This window comes from Cellulomonas carbonis (assembly GCF_014636275.1).
GTDB classification, from domain to species: domain Bacteria; phylum Actinomycetota; class Actinomycetes; order Actinomycetales; family Cellulomonadaceae; genus Actinotalea; species Actinotalea carbonis.
On sequence record NZ_BMEB01000001.1, the window covers coordinates 377,719 to 393,975 of the forward strand.

A 16,257-nucleotide genomic window follows, 5' to 3' on the forward strand; every position below is an offset into this window, starting at 1 on the left:
GGGAGGGAAGGACGCGTCCTTCCCTCCCCATCGGGCGTACACACGCATCATCGCCACCGGACGGAAGGGAAACAGATGTGCCGGCTGCTGGCTCGTGCGAGGCGTGAGGACTCTGGCTTCGGACTGGTCGAGGCTGTCGTCGCCATGCTGATCGCGGGAGTGGTCTTCGCCGCACTCGCCGCGTCCCTCGTGTCCGCGGTGAAGGCGTCTCTCTACAGCCGTCAGAACCAGCAGGCAACAGACTTCATGACCCGTGAGCTCGAGACGTTGCGAGCTGCCGGGTTCGGGGCGCTCGCCCACACCGTCGGCACGGTGGCGAGCGACCCGCGACTCGCCAGTTGCGGTGGGACGTACTGCCTGGACGTCAACGGCGTGCCGGAGCCGGTTGTGACTGTCGCGTCCGGTGGGCTCCCGAGCGTATCGACCACGGTGAGCGGGGCCGAGGCGAACTCAACGACTTACACCGTCTCTCGCTACGTCACGGCAGTGCCGGGGGAGTCGACCGACACAGTGCGTCGCGCGACCATCGTGATCAGCTGGGAGCACGGCGGTGTCGAGCGCATCCGCTCCACCTCCTCCCTCATCGCCTTCACGCAACGCGGACTGCCGCTGCCGAACTTCCGGCTCGAACTGCCTTCCCCGTCGATCGCCGTGAACCCGGGCGGAGTCCTGGACTTCACGATGACGGTCACCAACCAGGGCGCACCCGACCGGTGGAACCTCTCGCACAACGGCGCGCTCGGGTGGGCCTTCTACGCCGACACCGACGACGACGGCGACTTCGACCCCGCGGTCGACCAGCCGCTCGCCGACACGACGAGCGACGGCCAGCCCGACACGGGGCGCCTCGACCCCGCCACGACCTTCCGCTTCTTCCTCGCGCGTACGACGAGCTCGTCCGAGGGGTCGAGCACCGCGGCGGTCGTGGTGACCGCCCGCTCGGTGGGGCAGCCGACGGCGACCGGCGGCACCAAGAGCGTCACGGGCACCGCGACCGTCACGACCAGCGTGATCGTCCCGACGACGCCACCCGTCGGTCCCACGACGCCGCCCGGGCCGACTCCCGCTCCGGAGGTGACCTGCCCCGCAATCTCGACCGCGCCCGCGCCGTCAGGCACTGGTGGGTACACGGTCCGTCAGTACACGCTCCAGCACGAGGGCGTGGGCACCAGCGCCACGCAGACGCAGATGTACCTCGGCACATCCGCCGGAGACGAGCCTTACTTGACGCCGTACTCGACGGATCAGGACGCCGCGGCGACCGGGCGCGTGCTGCAGCCGGTCCCGAATCTCGCAGCCACGTCCTCCGCGCTGCTCGCGGCGACCGACAAGACGCGCTACTCCGACTGGGCCGTCCAACTCAACAAGAAGAGCACGATCGACGGCCAGGCGACGGCTCGCTTCTGGGTCGCTCGTCAGGGGGCCGGCTCGCCCGTCGACCTGAAGGTGATCCTCTACACCGCGGCGTCCAACGGCACGGGGCTCACCCGGACCGAGCGCGCCACGGCAAGCGTCTCGCTCGGGGCTCTGTCCTGTGCCGGCTTCCAGGAGGTGTCCGTGCAGCTTCCTGCGATCAGTGCGGTCAACGTGCCGAAGAACGGCTGGTTCGGCGTCCGGGTCGTCGCCGGCGGGGCGCCCGTCCGGCTTGCGTACGACGTCCCGTCCCAGTTCCCGTCGACGCTCGTGACGAGGATCAAGTGAACGCGCTGCGGGCACGGCTGCGGCGCGAGGGCGACCGTGGCCTCACCCTGATCGAGCTCCTCGTGACGATGATCCTCCTGGCGGTCGTGTCGACCCTGGTCGTGACCGCCGTTGCGCAGTCGGTCCGGATCCTCGGACAGACCGACGACGAGGCGCTCGGTCTCTCCGATGCGAAGATCATCCTCGACCGCCTCGGCCGCGATATCCGCGAGGCACGCGCGGTCACGTGCGACGGGGGTCTTGCCGACTTGAGTGACCCGACCAGTGCAGACCCGGACTGCGCCGCGCACCTCCAACTGTGGATCGACGCCAACTCGAACTACGTCGAGGACCCCACGGAGGTCATCACGTGGCGCCTCGAGACCAACGGTGCGCACTTCGACGTGTGGCGGACGGCAGGCACCGGAGCCGGCGGGACCCCAGTGATCCAACAGCGCCAGGCGTCCTCGCTCATCGTGCGGATGGCGTTCACGTATGGCCCGCCCGGTGCGCCCGTCCCGGTCGAGGACGCGGAGCAGGTGAATCTCCGCATGCGGTATGACGCCATCAGGGACCGTGGAACCGGTGACCGCGAGGTCGCCTTTTCCGCCCGCCTCCGGAACAAGGGATGAGCACAATGCAGCGACGCGTCCGTGCCGCGCTGGCCGACCGCGAGTCTGGCCTTGGGATGATCCTGGTCATCGGGATCTCGGTCCTCGTGTTCACGATCGCAGCGAGCGCTGCGGCCATTGCCGTCAACGGGATCTCGCAGAGCCGTCAGCGGACAGCCTTCGAGGTGACCCTTGCCGCGGCCGAGGCCGGCGTCGACCGCGCGCTCGCTGAGGTTCAGGTTGCCTACAGCACCCTCGGTGCGGACTACCCGATCCCGGGTCCGGTGTCCGTCGCCGAGCCGGCTCCCTGGTGTCAAGGCACACCTGTGAGCTTCCCGACGTCCGGTCAGGGCGCGGGCGGCGTGTGGACCGGGCCGGACGCCGAGGACCTCGAGCGTCAGTGGGCGCGGGCCCAGCTCGAGGCGCTCGTCGCCGGCGGCTCCTGCATCCAGAGCGACGGTGATCACGAGTACGTCGTGCTCAAGCCCGTCTCACCGAACGCGAAGTACGGCAAGGTGTACGCGCTGTCGGCCATGCCTTCGTTCGCCGACGCGGACGAGACTCGCCTCATCAAGTCCGAGTACGTCTTCATGCCCTTCCGGCCCGCACACGCGATCCTGTCGGCCGGGCCCCTATCGATCTCGTCCAGCACGACGGTGACGGCTGCATCTGGCGTCGATCCGTCGCTCGCCGCGGTGCACTCGAACGCGACGATCACCGGCACCGGCAACCCGACCGTCTACGGGCAGGTGACGAGCACCGGGAGCTCGACGTTCAGCTCGAACAAGTTCTACGCCAACCCCACGAACCAGGTGGAGACGTCCCCGGCCGTGGCGGTCCCGAGGATCAACGCGACGTCGTTCTACGCGCAGGCGGCGCTCAACGACCCCGGCGCCGTGCTCGACTGGTACGACCTCTGCACCGACGGCACGGTCCGGCCCTACTCGACGAGCGGCGTCCCCTGCTCGTCGTCGACGGTGATCGGCACCGCTACCTCGATGACCGTCCGCGGGTGGGAGTACACGCCGTCGCAGCGCCTGTGGACGTCGACCAAGAACGCGCTCCCGGGCACCTACTTCGCGCACGAGGCGAACGTGGACGTCGGGACGGGCAACGCCACGTTCTCGCGGTTCACCGTGGTCGCGTCGGCGGAGAACCCGACGACGTGCGGCACCAAGCGGTACGGCAACATCACGTGGGACCACTACGACCTCGCGAGCCCCGCGTACCACAACCTCTTCCTCATGGCGGACTCCGACGTCGTGACGACGTCGAACTTCTCGGCCGGCTCGGGCATCTCGAGCCCGCCGGTCGTGAGCGGGATGTTCGTGGCGGGTGACCAGATGCAGATGGAGACGTCGAGCCAGGGTGCGGTCGGGTCGGTCGTCATCGCGAACCAGTGCCCCACGCCGGCGGGCTCGGGCGGCCTCATCACGACGTCCGAGGTCAAGAACCCCGCGGTGTACTTCGACCCCAACGCGGACGCCCCGTTCGCAAGCGTCATCACGACCGCGCTCTGGCTGGACTACTCGGGCGGGTGAGCGCGGTCCTGCAGGAGACTGCGCCGGTGGTCATCACGTTCTGCGTCGTCCTCGGGCTGCTCGTCGGTTCGTTCCTCAACGTCGTCGTGTGGCGTGTGCCGCGCGGGGAGTCCGTCGTCTCCCCTCCGAGCGCCTGCCCGCGGTGCGGGACGCGGATCCGGCCGTGGGACAACGTGCCCGTCGTCTCGTGGCTCGTGCTGCGCGGACGGTGCCGGGACTGCGGTGCGCCGATCGCGGCGCGGTACCCGCTCGTCGAGGCGGGGACCGCAGTCGTCTTCGGGCTGGTCGCGTGGCACGTCGGGCCGTCATGGGCGCTCGCGGCGTACCTGTACCTCGGCGCGGTCGCCGTCGCCCTCGCGCTGATCGACCTTGACGTACACCGCCTGCCGGACGCGATCGTGCTCCCGTCGTACCCGGTGGTGCTCGCGCTGCTCGCGCTCGCGTCGTGGAACCCCGGGGGAGAGACGGACTGGCCCGCGCTCCTGCGTGCCGCGATCGGGGGCGTCGTGCTCTTCGTCGCGTACTTCGCGCTCGCGGTCGCCTACCCGGCCGGCATGGGGTTCGGCGATGTGAAGCTCGCCGGGGTCCTCGGCATGGGGCTCGCGTGGCTGGGCTGGGGGTCGCTCGCGATCGGGGGGTTCGCCGCATTCCTGCTCGGTGGTCTGTACTCGCTCGGGCTGCTCGCGACGCGGCGGGCGACCCGGAAGTCGGGGATCCCGTTCGGCCCGTGGATGCTGCTCGGCGCGGCGGTCGGGATGGGCGCCGGAGAGGCGCTGTTCCGCGCATATCTCGACCTCGTCCTGTGAAGAGCGGGACGCGCCTCCGCCTCGCGAAGGGGAACGTGGTCGCGGTCGCCGCAAATGCTCAAGAAGGTGCCGACCGCTGTCGATAGGTCAGACGCACTCTTCGAAGAGAGGACCCGTCTGTGGCCACATCGCGAGTCGTCGGGCTCGACATCGGAACGACCTTCATCCGCGCCGCCGAGCTCGAGTTCGGTCGCGGTCCGCGCACGACCCGCCAGACGCCGACGCTCGTGCGCTACGGCCAGGTCCCGCTGCCCCTCGGCGCGGTCCGGGGCGGCGAGGTCGCCGAGTCAGCGATCGTCTCCGCCGCGCTGCGAGACCTGTGGGCGCGAACCAAGTTCAGCACGCGCGACGTCGTCATCGGGGTGGGCAACCAGCGGGTGCTCGTGCGTGAGCTCGAGCTGCCCTGGATGCCCGCGGCGCAGATCCGCGGCTCACTGGCGTTCCAGGTCCAGGAGCTACTGCCCATGTCGGTCGACGAGGCACTGCTCGACTACTTCCCGACCGGCGAGAGCCAGGGCCCCGCCGGTCGCATGATCACGGGGATGCTCGTCGCCGCTCAGCGAGACACGGTCACGGCGAACGTCCTGGCCGTGGAGGGTGCTGGCTTGCGGCCCACCATGGTCGACCTCAACGCCTTCGCGCTGCTTCGGGCGATGGCTCGCGGCCCGCTCGCCGAGCAGGTCGTCGCCTTCGTCGACATCGGTGCGCGCGTCTCGAACGTCGTCGTCGCCGCGCACGGCGTCCCGCGGTTCATCCGGACGCTGCCGTCGGGCGGTCAGGATGCGACCGACGCCGTCGCCAGCGCGATGCAGATCTCGGCGATGGACGCCGAGCGCGTCAAGCGTGAGACGGGTGTCGGCCTCCAGGTGGCTCCCGAGCGCCAGGCCGCCGCGGACGCCGTGGCCACGCCGACCCGTGCGCTCGTCGAGGCGATCCGGAACACGTTCGTCTACTACCAGGGCAACCACCCGGGTGCCGGCATCGAGGTCGTCGTCCTGACGGGCGGCGGCTGCCACCTGGCGGGTCTGGGTCAGTACCTCGCGAGCGCGAGCCGGCTGCCCGTCACCCTCGGCGACCCGCTCGCGGGCGTCAAGCTCAACAAGTCGCTCGACCGGTCGCAGCTCGCGGGGGCCGAGTCCCTCGCGGCGATGCCGGTGGGCCTGGCGTACGGAGTGGCAGCATGACCGCGACCATCGACCGCGCCACCGGGGCTCAGGCCAAGAAGACGCCGCGTGCACCGAAGGGCGCCGCACTCGTCGGCGGCCTGCCGCAGGTCAACCTTCTCCCGCCCGAGGTCAAGGCCGCTCGGGGGCTCCGTGTCGTCAAGCGCATGCTCGCGCTCGCCGTCGGCGTCGTGGCCCTCGTGATCGTGCTCGTCTTCGTGTGGAGCGTGATGCAGCGCTCCTCGGCGCAGGACCAGCTCGCCCAGGCCCAGCAGGAGACGGCGCGCCTCCAGGCGGAGGAGGCAAAGTACGCCGAGGTGCCCCAGGTGCAGACCCAGCTCGAAGCGACGCGCACCGCAAGGGAGTTGGGCATGTCGACCGAGGTCCTGTGGAAGCCGTACCTCGATGCGATCACCGCGGTGCTACCCGCTGACGTGAGCTTCGAGAACGTGTCGCTCACGAGCGCGACGCCCACCGAGCCTGCGCCTCTTCCTGCCGGGCCGCTCGAGGAGCCGTCGATCGGTCGCCTGACGTTCACCGGGCGCACGGCGACCGTGCCGGACGTCGCGGCGTGGGTCGACGCGCTTGAGTCCGTCCCCGGGTTCGCCGACGCGTGGGTCACGACGGCCACGCTCGATGGGGCCGAGGCCGGCAGCCGGTACTACGCCGTGACGTCCTCGGTGCAGATCACCGACGCGGCCCTCGCGCAGCGGTTCGCCGCGGCCGACGCAGAGGAGGAGAGCTGACATGGCTGCACGCAACACCGGCCCCAAGGCGACCGGCTGGGTGCTTGGCACCGTGGCTCTCGTCGCCGCGATGGGCGCGGGGTCCTGGTTCCTCGGCATCGGACCGGTGCTCGACGAGGCGGCCCAGGCCCAGGCCCAGGCCGAGTCGGTCGAGCAGGCCAACGACCTCCAGCAGATCAAGATCGACCGGCTGGCCAAGCAGTTCGAGGAGCTGCCGGCGATGCGTGCCGAGCTCGCCTCGCTCCAGGTCCAGGTTCCGACCGACGCGCAGCTGTCGGCGTACCTACGTGATCTCGAGCGGATCGCGGCCGAGCGGTCGGTGACCATCACCGCCTTCCAGTCCGAGGTCGGTGCCGCGCTCCCGGCGGTGGTCCCTGTGACGCCGGTCGCGCCACCCGCCGAGGCCGCCACCACGGACGCGACCGCTGCCGCCGAGTCCGGCACGACGGGCGAGGCCGCCTCCGAACAGGCTCCTGCGACCACCGAGCCAGCACCAGCACCGACGACCGCGGAGCCCGTGCCCGTTCCGGCACCACCTGGCTTCGTCGCCATCCCGGTCGGATTCTCGGCGCTCGGCTCCTACGAGAACGTTGTGGCGTTCCTCGACGCCGCGCAGACCGGCACGTCGCGCCTCTTCCTCGTGGCCTCGTTCGTGGGTCAGGCCCAGACCGAGGTGGCCGAGAGCGGCGGCCGACCGGCCACAGTCCCCGGGGATCTCGAGATGGCGATCGCCGGCTACGTCTACGTCCTGCAGGACACCACGACACCGGCAGCAGCCCCTGGCGAGGGTGAGGCCGCACCGACGCCGCTGCCCGGCGCGGTGCCCGGCAAGAACCCGCTGATCCCGGTCGGCGGCACCGCCGGCTGACCACCAGCACCACCAGCACCACCACACCCGGCCCCCGTCCGCTGCCCGGACGGGGGCCGGGTCGTGTCGGTCGCTCATGGGAGGATCGCGACCATGGTGCGCTGGTTGACCGCAGGTGAGTCCCACGGCGAGGCGCTCGTCGGCATCCTCGAGGGGCTCCCGGCCGGCGTCGAGGTGACCACGGCGGACGTGCGCGACGCGCTCGCGCGACGCCGCCTGGGCCATGGCCGCGGCGCACGCATGAAGTTCGAGCAGGACGAGGTGCGCATCCTCGGCGGTCTGCGCCACGGCGTGACGCAGGGCGGCCCGGTCGCGATCGAGATCGCGAACTCCGAGTGGCCCAAGTGGGTCGACGTCATGAGCGCCGAACCCGTGGACCCCGAGCGGCTCGCGGTCGACGCCGGCACGGGCGACCAGCGCGAGATCGCGCGCAACCGTCCCCTGACGCGTCCCCGGCCCGGTCACGCCGACCTCGTCGGCATGCGCAAGTACGGCTTCGACGACGCGCGTCCCGTGCTCGAGCGGGCCTCGGCCCGGGAGACCGCGACGCGTGTCGCGCTCGGCACCGTGGCGGCGAAGTTCCTCGAGCAGGCGGTCGGGGTCCGGCTCGTGGCGCACGTCGTCGGCATCGGCCCGGTGACCGTCCCCGACGACGCCCCGCTGCCCACGCCCGACGACGTCCCGCGGCTCGACGCGGACCCGGTGCGCTGCGCCGACGTCGCCACGTCGGCCGCGATGGTCGCCGAGATCGACCAGTGCCACAAGGACGGCGACACGCTCGGGGGAGTGGTCGAGGTCCTCGCCTACGGCCTGCCCAGCGGCATCGGCAGCTACACCCACTGGGACCGTCGCCTCGACGCGCGCCTGTCCGCCGCGCTCATGGGGATCCAGGCCATCAAGGGCACCGAGGTCGGCGACGGCTTCCGCACCGCGACCCGACGTGGGTCGCAGGCCCACGACGAGATCGAGCGCGACCCCACGACCGGGCGCATCCGGCGCCTCAGCAACCGCGCGGGTGGCATCGAGGGCGGCATGACCAACGGCGAGGTGCTCCGCGTCCGCGCCGCCATGAAGCCCATCTCGACCGTGCCCCGCGCACTCAGCACGATCGACACCACCAGCGGCGAGCCCGCGCGCGCCCAGCACCAGCGCAGCGACGTGTGCGCCGTGCCGCCGGCCGCCGTCGTCGCCGAGGCGATGGTCGCGCTCGTCCTCGCGGACGCCGTCGTCGAGAAGTTCGGCGGCGACAGCGTCGGCGAGGTCGCCCGGAACGTCGCCGCCTACCTCGACGCCGTCCCGGAGCTCCTCCGGTGACGGACGCGCCCCACCCCGACCAGACCACCCCGTCCGGCCCCGCGGTCGTCCTGATGGGCCCGCCGGGAGCCGGCAAGTCGACCGTCGCCCGCGCGCTCGCCGGAATCACCGGGCTCGACGTCCGCGACACCGACCGCGACGTCGAGCGCGCGGCCGGCGCATCCGTGTCCGACATCTTCGTCGACCACGGCGAGCCCCACTTCCGGGCCCTCGAACGCGACGCCGTCGCGACCGCGCTGGCCGAGCACACCGGGATCCTCGCGCTGGGCGGGGGAGCCGTGCTCGACCCAGCGACGCAGGCCCTCCTCGAGGACTACCGCGCGGGTGGAGGTGCCGTCGTCTTCCTCGACGTCTCCCTCAGCCACGCGGCGCCCCGCGTCGGCTTCAACCAGTCGCGGCCGCTCCTGCTCGGCAACCCTCGCGCGCAGTGGCAGGCGCTCATGCAGGCCCGTCGACCCGTCTACGAGCGGCTGGCCTCGGTGCACGTCCTCACCGACGGCCTCACGCCCCGGGCAGCCGCGGAGAGCGTCGTGCAGCAGGTCTCGCGCCTGGTGCCGTCGAGCAGCACTCGACCCGGAGGGACCCCGTGACCGACGCCCCCACGACGATCACCGTCGCCGGCGACCGCCCGTACGACGTCGTCGTCGGCCGCCACCTGCTCGGCGAGCTCCCTCGCCTGCTCGGCGACGGCGTGCGCCGGGTCCTCGTGATCCACCCGGGCGCGCTCGCCACGTCCGCGGAAGCCGTCCGCGAGGACCTCGCCGCGCAGGGCTACCAGGTCTACCTGGCTGAGGTGCCCGAGGCCGAGGAGTCCAAGACCGCGCAGGTCGCCGCCTTCTGCTGGCAGGTGCTCGGCCAGGCGGACTTCACGCGCTCCGACGCCGTCGTCGGGCTGGGCGGCGGGGCCACCACCGACCTCGCCGGGTTCGTCGCCGCCACGTGGCTCCGCGGGGTCCGCGTCGTCCAGGTGCCCACGACCCTGCTCGCGATGGTCGACGCCGCCGTCGGCGGCAAGACCGGCATCAACACGGCCGAGGGCAAGAACCTCGTCGGAGCGTTCCACCCGCCCGCAGGCGTCCTGTGCGACCTCGAGACGCTGCGCTCGCTGCCCCGCCACGACCGCACCGCGGGGCTCGCGGAGGTCGTCAAGACCGGCTTCATCGCCGACCCGCGCATCCTCGAGCTCGTCGAGGCCGACCCCGCCGCCCTCACCGCCGAGCAGCCCGACGACGCCGCCTGGGCGACGCTGCGCGAGCTCGTCGAGCGGTCCGTCGCCGTCAAGGCACGCGTCGTGGGGGAGGACCTCCGCGAGGCCGACCTGCGCGAGATCCTCAACTACGGCCACACGTTCGGCCACGCGATCGAGCTCGTCGAGCGCTACCAGTGGCGCCACGGCGCCGCCGTCTCCGTCGGCATGGTGTTCGCCGCCGAGCTGGCCCGCCTCGCCGGCCGGCTCGCCGACGACGTCGCCGACCGTCACCGGTCCGTCCTCACGTCGCTCGGCCTGCCCGTGACGTACCGCGGCGACAAGTGGGAACAGCTGCTCGGCGCGATGCGCCGCGACAAGAAGACCCGCGGGGACCTGCTGCGGTTCGTCGTCCTCGAGGACGTCGCACGGCCCACGCGCCTCGAGGGCCCCGACCCGACGCTCCTCGCCGCCGCCTACGCCGAGGTCAGCCGCGACGTCGCCGGCGCTCCAGCACCCGTGCTCCTCTGACGAGCGCTCACGCGCACGCGTCGCGCGAGACCTCGCCCGCTTCGGTGACGTAGAGCGTCACCCGGCCGCGCGACGACGCCGACGCGCAGAAGCCGTCGTCGCCGGCCCGCAGCACCTCGACCACCACACCGTCCGGCGCGTACCACGTCGAGTCGCGCACGAGCTCGTCGACCGATGACGCGTACGCACCGGTCGTCGACCGGTGCGCGTCCTGCGCCGCGGCCAGCCCCGACAGCCCACCCCGCGCCGGGTCCGTGCGCCCGGCACCCGTCGCGACCGAGCGGACCGCCCCTGCCACCACGCCGACGACCACGACCACCGCCGCGACGACGAGGACCGTCCGCACCGACGGGCGCCGGCGACGACCCGACGCCGACGTCGGCCTCTCCGCGACCGCCACCTCCTGCCAGCGCGACCCGTCCCACCACCACCTGCCATCCGCGCTGAAGGACGGCGTCGCCGGCGCGGAGGGCGCACCCAGCGGGTGACCGAGCGGGTCGCCGAGCGGGGGCTCCATCGGCGCACGAGGTCCGGGGACGGGTGGCGCCGAGGCGTCGTCGGACGGCAGGAACACCGTGCCCGCGGGGACCGGTGCGGGTGCCGCACCGTCCGCACCGCCCGTCGCCGCACCGTCCGGACCGCCCGTCCCGGTCCCAGCCGCCCCGGGGGAGCCCGTCGCCGTGGGGGGCGCGAGCGCGCCCGCGCCCGTGCGGTGGGCCGTGCGCGGACGAGCCGCCGCGAGCTCGGCGAAGGTGCGTGCCGCGTCCGGGTTCGAGCCCACGGCGACGTGCTCCACCTCCGTCGGCGCCCAGCCACCCGCCCCCGCCGTCGCGGACGCCCTCCGGAGCGCCGACGCGGCACCGGCGGACTCGCGCAGGGCCGCGAAGGCCTCCGCGGCGGGGAGCATCCGGTCGTCGGGCAGGTGGTCGGCCGCCACGGCGTCGGGAGGCGGCGGCGCCACGGGGTCGGACGGGACACGGCCTCGGACGTCGTCGTCGTGCGGCTCCACAGGGCACCCTTCTCCGGGGCGGGCCGTCCCGCCTGGTCGCGACCACCAGGGCATCGGTCCCACGACTGACCGACATGAGGCGCGAGACGGGTGAAACCGGACGCCTCCGCCCACCGCGGACCCAGGGGACGCCGAGCGGCCGACTGTCCGTGGCACGGTCCGCCGACGACCGGAGGGGATCGCCTAGCCTTGCCGCCATGACGCGTGTCCTGGTGCTCAACGGACCCAACCTCGGCCGTCTCGGCGTCCGTGAGCCCGAGGTCTACGGGTCGGCGACGTTCGCGGACCTGTCCGCCCACGTCCGTGAGTGGGGCGAGGCGCTCGGCCTCGAGGTCGACGTGCGCCAGACGGACGACGAGTCGGAGATCGTCGGCTGGCTCCACGAGGCGGTCGACACTCGGTGCGCCGTCGTGATCAACCCCGCGGCTTTCACGCACTACTCGTACGCGCTCCGGGACGCCGCCGCGCAGCTCGGTACGGCGGGACTCCCGCTGGTCGAGGTCCACATCTCCAACCCCGCGGCGCGCGAGCAGTTCCGCCACACGAGCGTCGTGTCGGCCGTCGCGACCGGCACGATCGCCGGCTTCGGGCTGGACTCCTACCGTCTGGCCCTGGCAGCCCTTGTTCCGGCACCCACAAGCCTGCAACCTGGTTCTGAGTGAAACAAGCCGCTAGGCTTGTCCTATGTTCGTGATGACCGTGGACCAGCAGGGGAGCCGCACGCGCGGCGACGCGGTGCCTGCGCTGCTCGACCGGCTCGCGGTGTGGGCTGCGCCCGGAAGCCCCGGTGTGCGCATCGGCTTCGACCGCACCGTCGGCGACGAGGTCCAGGGCGTCCTCGACGACGCCGACGTGGTCGTGCGGCTGACGCTCGATCTGCTCCGCCTCGGCGGGTGGACCGTCGGCATCGGCGCAGGAGCGGTCGACGAGCCGCTGCCGGCCGCCGCCCGCGCAGGCTCCGGACCGGCCTTCGTGCACGCACGGCGCGCCGTCGAGCGCGCCAAGACGCGCACCCGCCCTGCCGCCGTGGCGGTCGAGGGCGAGACCGCCGACCGCGCGGAGCTGTGCGAGGGCGTGCTCACGCTCGTCGCCTCGGTGCGCGCCCGACGGACGGACGCGGGGTGGGCGGTCGTCGACGCGGTCGAGGACGGGGCGACGCAGGACGCCGTCGCCGAGCGGCTCGGCATCACCCAGCAGGCCGTGAGCCAACGGCTGCGCACGGCCCTGTGGGCCGAGGAGCGGGACGCGCGTCCCGCCGCCGCACGACTGCTCGAGGAGGCCGTATGACGTGGGTGGACGTGCTCGTCGGACTCGGCGCGCTGCTGCTGAGCGCGCTCGGCGGGTGGCCGCTCACCGCGGCGATCCTGCGCTGGGCGGCCCGGTCGAGCGACGCCGAGACCGGCCCCGTCGAGGAGCCCCTCACCCCTGAGACGCCCTCGCGCCCGGCGCCGTCGGGCCACGGGCACCGACGCGACGAGGCCCCCGTGCCGCCGCCGCCCGGCGCGGTCCAGGGGGCCCGCACGACGGACGACGAGCCCGTCCCCGACCGCGCGGTGCTGCGCGGCGGCGTCTGGATCGGCGTCCTCGAGCGGCTCGGCACCACGGGAGCGCTCGTGCTCGGCGACCCGTCCGCGATCGCCTACGTCATCGCGATCAAGGGGCTCGGCCGGTACCCCGAGCTCCGCGAGCATCCGGGCCTGAGCGAGCGGTTCGTCATCGGGACGCTCGCGTCGCTCGGCTGGGCGGTCGCGGTGGGGGTCGCGGGACGCGCGCTCGTCGTCTGAGGCGCCGTGCGCACCAGGTGCACCCGCACCCGCGGCGCGTGCGGCGGCCCGCCGTCGGGCCGCTAGACTGAGCGGCGCTCCGCGCGGGCCCGACCGGGCCGGCGCAGGACGACGGCCCCGCGAGCGGGAGCGTCGCGCGGCCGGGCCGCACGACGCCGGCACCGGGGTACCGCCCGACCGGCACCCGCGAACCCGACCGAAGGACAGCTGTGGCGACCACGAACGACCTCAAGAACGGCACGGTGCTCAACCTCGACGGCCAGCTCTGGGCCGTCGTCGAGTTCCAGCACGTCAAGCCGGGCAAGGGTGGCGCGTTCGTGCGCACCAAGCTCAAGAACGTCCTGTCCGGCAAGGTCGTCGACAAGACCTTCAACGCGGGCACCAAGGTCGAGACGGCCAACGTCGACAAGCGCGACATGCAGTACCTGTACAAGGACGGCGCCGACTTCGTCTTCATGGACACGTCGACGTACGACCAGCTGCACGTCTCCGAGGCCGTCGTCGGCGACGCCGTGAACTACCTCCTCGAGAACCAGAACGCGCTCGTCGCGACGCACGAGGGCAACCCCCTCTACGTCGAGCTCCCGCCGTCGGTCGTCCTCGAGATCACCTACACCGAGCCAGGCCTCCAGGGCGACCGCTCGACCGGTGGCACCAAGCCCGCGACCCTCGAGACCGGCGCCGAGATCCAGGTCCCGCTGTTCCTCGAGACCGGCACGAAGGTCAAGGTGGACACGCGCGACGGGTCCTACCTGGGCCGCGTGAACGACTGAGTTGGGCGCTCGCACCAAGGCGCGCAAGCGCGCCGTCGACGTCCTCTTCGAGGCGGACCAGCGCGGCCTGGACCCGATCGACCTGCTCCGGCAGCGCATCGAGGAGCCCGGCACCGAGGCTGCACTCCCGCAGTACTCGGTCGACCTGGTCGAGGGGGTCGTCGACCACGCCGGTCAGATCGAGGAGATCCTCACGACCTACTCGCACGGCTGGACCGTCGCGCGCATGCCCGCGGTGGACCGCGCGGTGCTGCGCGTCGGCGTGTGGGAGATCCTCTGGAACACCGAGGTGCCTGACGCGGTGGCCGTCGACGAGGCCGTCGAGCTCGCCCGTGCGCTCTCGACCGACGACTCGCCGACGTTCGTGAACGGCCTCCTCGGCCGCGTCGTCGAGCTGAAGCCGACGCTGCTCGCCTGACCGCCTTCGCTCAGGCGGACGCGACCGGCCGGACCACCCGGAGCGCCGGCTCGGCGTCCGGGCCCGCAGGCCGCTGCTGCGGGATCCGCGCCGCCGCTCGCCGAGGGCGGGCGCGCCCGTCGACGACGTCGCTGATGTCCCGGCGGGGCCGGCCGAACATGTAGCCCTGGACGGTCGGGACGCCCAGGGCGACGAGCGCCGCGAGCTGCGCGGGACGCTCGACGCCCTCGGCGACGACGTCGAGCCCGTGCGCCTCCGCGAGACCCACGATCGCGCGCACCACGGCTGCGCCCTCGACGGTCGTGACCTCGTCGACGAAGGACTTGTCGATCTTCAGCTCGTGCAGCGGCAGCTGGCCGAGCCGCGCGAGCGAGTTGTAGCCCGTCCCGAAGTCGTCGATCGAGATGCGCACGCCACGCGCGGCGAGCGTCTCGAGGGTGTCGCGCACGTGGGCCGCGTCGAACAGCAGCGCGCTCTCGGTCACCTCGATGGTCAGCATGTCCCAGCGGTCGTCGCCCCACGCCTCCTCGAGGCGCTCGGCGAAGTCGGGCAGGTCGAGCTGGCGCGCCGAGACGTTGACGGCGACGTCGACGCGCCACCGCTCGCTCGCGGCGCGCGCCTGACGCAGCACGTCGGCGCCGAGCGGGACGATCAACCCGGTGTCCTCGGCGACGTCGAGCCACTCGGCCGGCCCGACGAGGCGGTCGCCCGAGTGCCAGCGCGCGAGCACCTCGACGCCCACGACGCTCAGGGTCCGCGCGTCGACGAGCGGCTGGAGCACGGTGACGATGCGCCCGGCGTCGACGGCCTGGGCGAGCGCGTCACGGCGCTCGGTCTCCGCGAGCGTGCGCGAACGCAGCTCGGCGTCGAAGACGGCGAGCCCCGAGGCGTTGGAGCGGGCGACGGCGAGCGCGACGTGCGCGTCCCGCAGGACGTCCTCGACGACGGTGGGGTCGCCCGGCTCCCACACCGTGAGGCCGATCGCGAGCCGGCCGGACAGCCCGGCCTCACCGCGGACCCCCGCGCCGCGGCGCAGGCGGCGGGCGAGCTCGATGAGCGTCGTCTCGTCCGGCGGCGCCTCGACGACGACGACGAACTGGTCGCCGCCCGTGCGGGCGACGAAGCCGATGTCGCGCGTCGTCTCGCCGACGTGCTCGGCGAGGCGCAGGAGGAGGCGGTCCCCGGCCGAGCGGCCGTGCAGCTCGTTGACGCGTGCGAGCCCCGCGACGTCGCACGCCAGCAGAGCGACGGGGTGCGTGCCGGCGGCGGCCCGGGCGAGGGCGCGGGCGAGGTGGTGCTCGAGGGCCTGGCCGTTCGGCAGGCCGGTCAGGGCGTCGGTCGAGGAGACCGCACGCAGGCGCGCGCTGAGGGTGTGCCGCTCGGCGGCGTCGGCGACGACGCGCTCGAGCTCACGCAGGAACTGGTGCGCGTCGGCGGTGAGGCGGCGGCTCGTCGTGATCCGCGCCCGGAACCGGCCGCCCGCGAGGCGCTCGAGCTCGCCGTCGACGTCGCCCGCGGTGACCGCGCGGCACTGCGCGAGCGCGTGCTCGAGGATCGCGTCGGCCGACGGTGCGGACCACGCGGCCTCGGCGACGGACTCGACCGCCGAGCGCATGCGGGCGGAGCGTGCGCTCTCGCGGCGGGAGCCCAGCGACCTCATGCCCGTGATGACCGGGATCCCCACGAGCAGGGATCCGAGACCCACGACGGCGAGGATCTGGGTGAGCAGGACGAAACCGGTCACAAGCGGGAGTATCGGGGTGCTCCCGGCGATTCTTGAGGACGTCCGTCCTGTTCACCCGTCACACGAGCCCCACGCGTGCCGTA

Annotated in this window: 17 protein-coding genes; 15 read left to right on the forward strand and 2 right to left on the reverse strand. The window is 73.0% G+C overall.

All coding sequences use genetic code 11. From position 1 onward, the window contains the following. Positions 1-75: 75 nt before the first annotated feature. The 10 genes from IEV86_RS01720 to aroB all read left to right on the forward strand — a co-directional run bounded on the left by IEV86_RS01720 (position 76) and on the right by aroB (position 10,446). Positions 76-1,701 carry a prepilin-type N-terminal cleavage/methylation domain-containing protein gene (locus IEV86_RS01720; RefSeq protein WP_161784060.1) on the forward strand — a complete coding sequence of 542 codons (1,626 nt, stop codon included), beginning with the start codon at positions 76-78 and terminating at the stop codon, positions 1,699-1,701. After that, positions 1,698-2,312, forward strand: a complete 615-nt coding sequence (locus IEV86_RS01725) for a PulJ/GspJ family protein (RefSeq protein ID WP_043607634.1) — start codon at positions 1,698-1,700, stop codon at positions 2,310-2,312. Before IEV86_RS01720 ends, IEV86_RS01725 begins: the two co-directional genes overlap by 4 nt. After that, positions 2,309-3,832, forward strand: a complete 1,524-nt coding sequence (locus tag IEV86_RS01730) for a hypothetical protein (RefSeq protein ID WP_152605684.1) — start codon at positions 2,309-2,311, stop codon at positions 3,830-3,832. The genes IEV86_RS01725 and IEV86_RS01730 overlap by 4 nt, the downstream gene beginning before the upstream one ends. Positions 3,833-3,858: 26 nt before the next feature. Next, positions 3,859-4,638 carry a prepilin peptidase gene (locus tag IEV86_RS01735; protein WP_043607652.1) on the forward strand — a complete coding sequence of 260 codons (780 nt, stop codon included), beginning with the start codon at positions 3,859-3,861 and terminating at the stop codon, positions 4,636-4,638. A 119-nt stretch (positions 4,639-4,757) separates the two neighbouring features. Continuing rightward, a complete protein-coding gene (pilM, locus tag IEV86_RS01740; RefSeq protein WP_043607638.1) occupies positions 4,758-5,822 on the forward strand; it encodes a type IV pilus assembly protein PilM in 1,065 nt (354 codons plus the stop codon). Next, entirely contained in the window at positions 5,819-6,547 is a 729-nt protein-coding gene (locus IEV86_RS01745; protein ID WP_043607640.1) for a PilN domain-containing protein, read from the forward strand. The genes pilM and IEV86_RS01745 overlap by 4 nt, the downstream gene beginning before the upstream one ends. Position 6,548: 1 nt before the next feature. Continuing rightward, positions 6,549-7,415 (forward strand): hypothetical protein, encoded by an 867-nt coding sequence (locus IEV86_RS01750; protein WP_043607641.1) that lies wholly within the window; start codon positions 6,549-6,551, stop codon positions 7,413-7,415. Between the two features lie 93 nt (positions 7,416-7,508). Then, a complete protein-coding gene (gene aroC, locus IEV86_RS01755; protein ID WP_043607642.1) occupies positions 7,509-8,729 on the forward strand; it encodes a chorismate synthase in 1,221 nt (406 codons plus the stop codon). Between the two features lie 53 nt (positions 8,730-8,782). After that, complete coding sequence (locus IEV86_RS01760; protein WP_052426316.1) at positions 8,783-9,319, forward strand: shikimate kinase; 537 nt, start codon at positions 8,783-8,785, stop codon at positions 9,317-9,319. Beyond that, entirely contained in the window at positions 9,316-10,446 is a 1,131-nt protein-coding gene (gene aroB / locus IEV86_RS01765; RefSeq protein WP_043607643.1) for a 3-dehydroquinate synthase, read from the forward strand. Before IEV86_RS01760 ends, aroB begins: the two co-directional genes overlap by 4 nt. A 7-nt stretch (positions 10,447-10,453) precedes the next feature. On the opposite strand, the gene IEV86_RS01770 is transcribed toward aroB, so the two are convergent. Next, positions 10,454-11,455, reverse strand: a complete 1,002-nt coding sequence (locus IEV86_RS01770; RefSeq protein ID WP_043607644.1) for a hypothetical protein — start codon at positions 11,453-11,455, stop codon at positions 10,454-10,456. 197 nt (positions 11,456-11,652) lie between these two features. Between IEV86_RS01770 and aroQ the strand changes: the two genes are divergently transcribed. The 5 genes from aroQ to nusB all read left to right on the forward strand — a co-directional run bounded on the left by aroQ (position 11,653) and on the right by nusB (position 14,430). Next, positions 11,653-12,117: a type II 3-dehydroquinate dehydratase gene (gene aroQ / locus IEV86_RS01775; protein WP_043607645.1), complete on the forward strand. Its 465-nt coding sequence runs from the start codon at positions 11,653-11,655 to the stop codon at positions 12,115-12,117. Positions 12,118-12,139: 22 nt separating this feature from the next. After that, on the forward strand, positions 12,140-12,742 hold the full coding sequence (locus IEV86_RS01780) for a hypothetical protein (RefSeq protein ID WP_043607646.1): 603 nt from the start codon (positions 12,140-12,142) through the stop codon (positions 12,740-12,742). Beyond that, the gene (locus tag IEV86_RS01785) at positions 12,739-13,239 is read left to right on the forward strand and encodes a hypothetical protein (protein ID WP_043607648.1); all 501 of its coding nucleotides are present in this window, start codon (positions 12,739-12,741) and stop codon (positions 13,237-13,239) included. The genes IEV86_RS01780 and IEV86_RS01785 overlap by 4 nt, the downstream gene beginning before the upstream one ends. Before the next feature lie 209 nt (positions 13,240-13,448). Beyond that, a complete protein-coding gene (gene efp / locus IEV86_RS01790; RefSeq protein ID WP_043607649.1) occupies positions 13,449-14,012 on the forward strand; it encodes an elongation factor P in 564 nt (187 codons plus the stop codon). Position 14,013: 1 nt separating this feature from the next. Beyond that, positions 14,014-14,430, forward strand: a complete 417-nt coding sequence (gene nusB, locus IEV86_RS01795; protein ID WP_043607650.1) for a transcription antitermination factor NusB — start codon at positions 14,014-14,016, stop codon at positions 14,428-14,430. A 10-nt stretch (positions 14,431-14,440) separates the two neighbouring features. Here nusB and IEV86_RS01800 read toward each other — a convergent pair whose 3' ends face one another. Then, complete coding sequence (locus IEV86_RS01800) at positions 14,441-16,174, reverse strand: putative bifunctional diguanylate cyclase/phosphodiesterase (protein WP_052426313.1); 1,734 nt, start codon at positions 16,172-16,174, stop codon at positions 14,441-14,443. Positions 16,175-16,257: the final 83 nt, after the last annotated feature.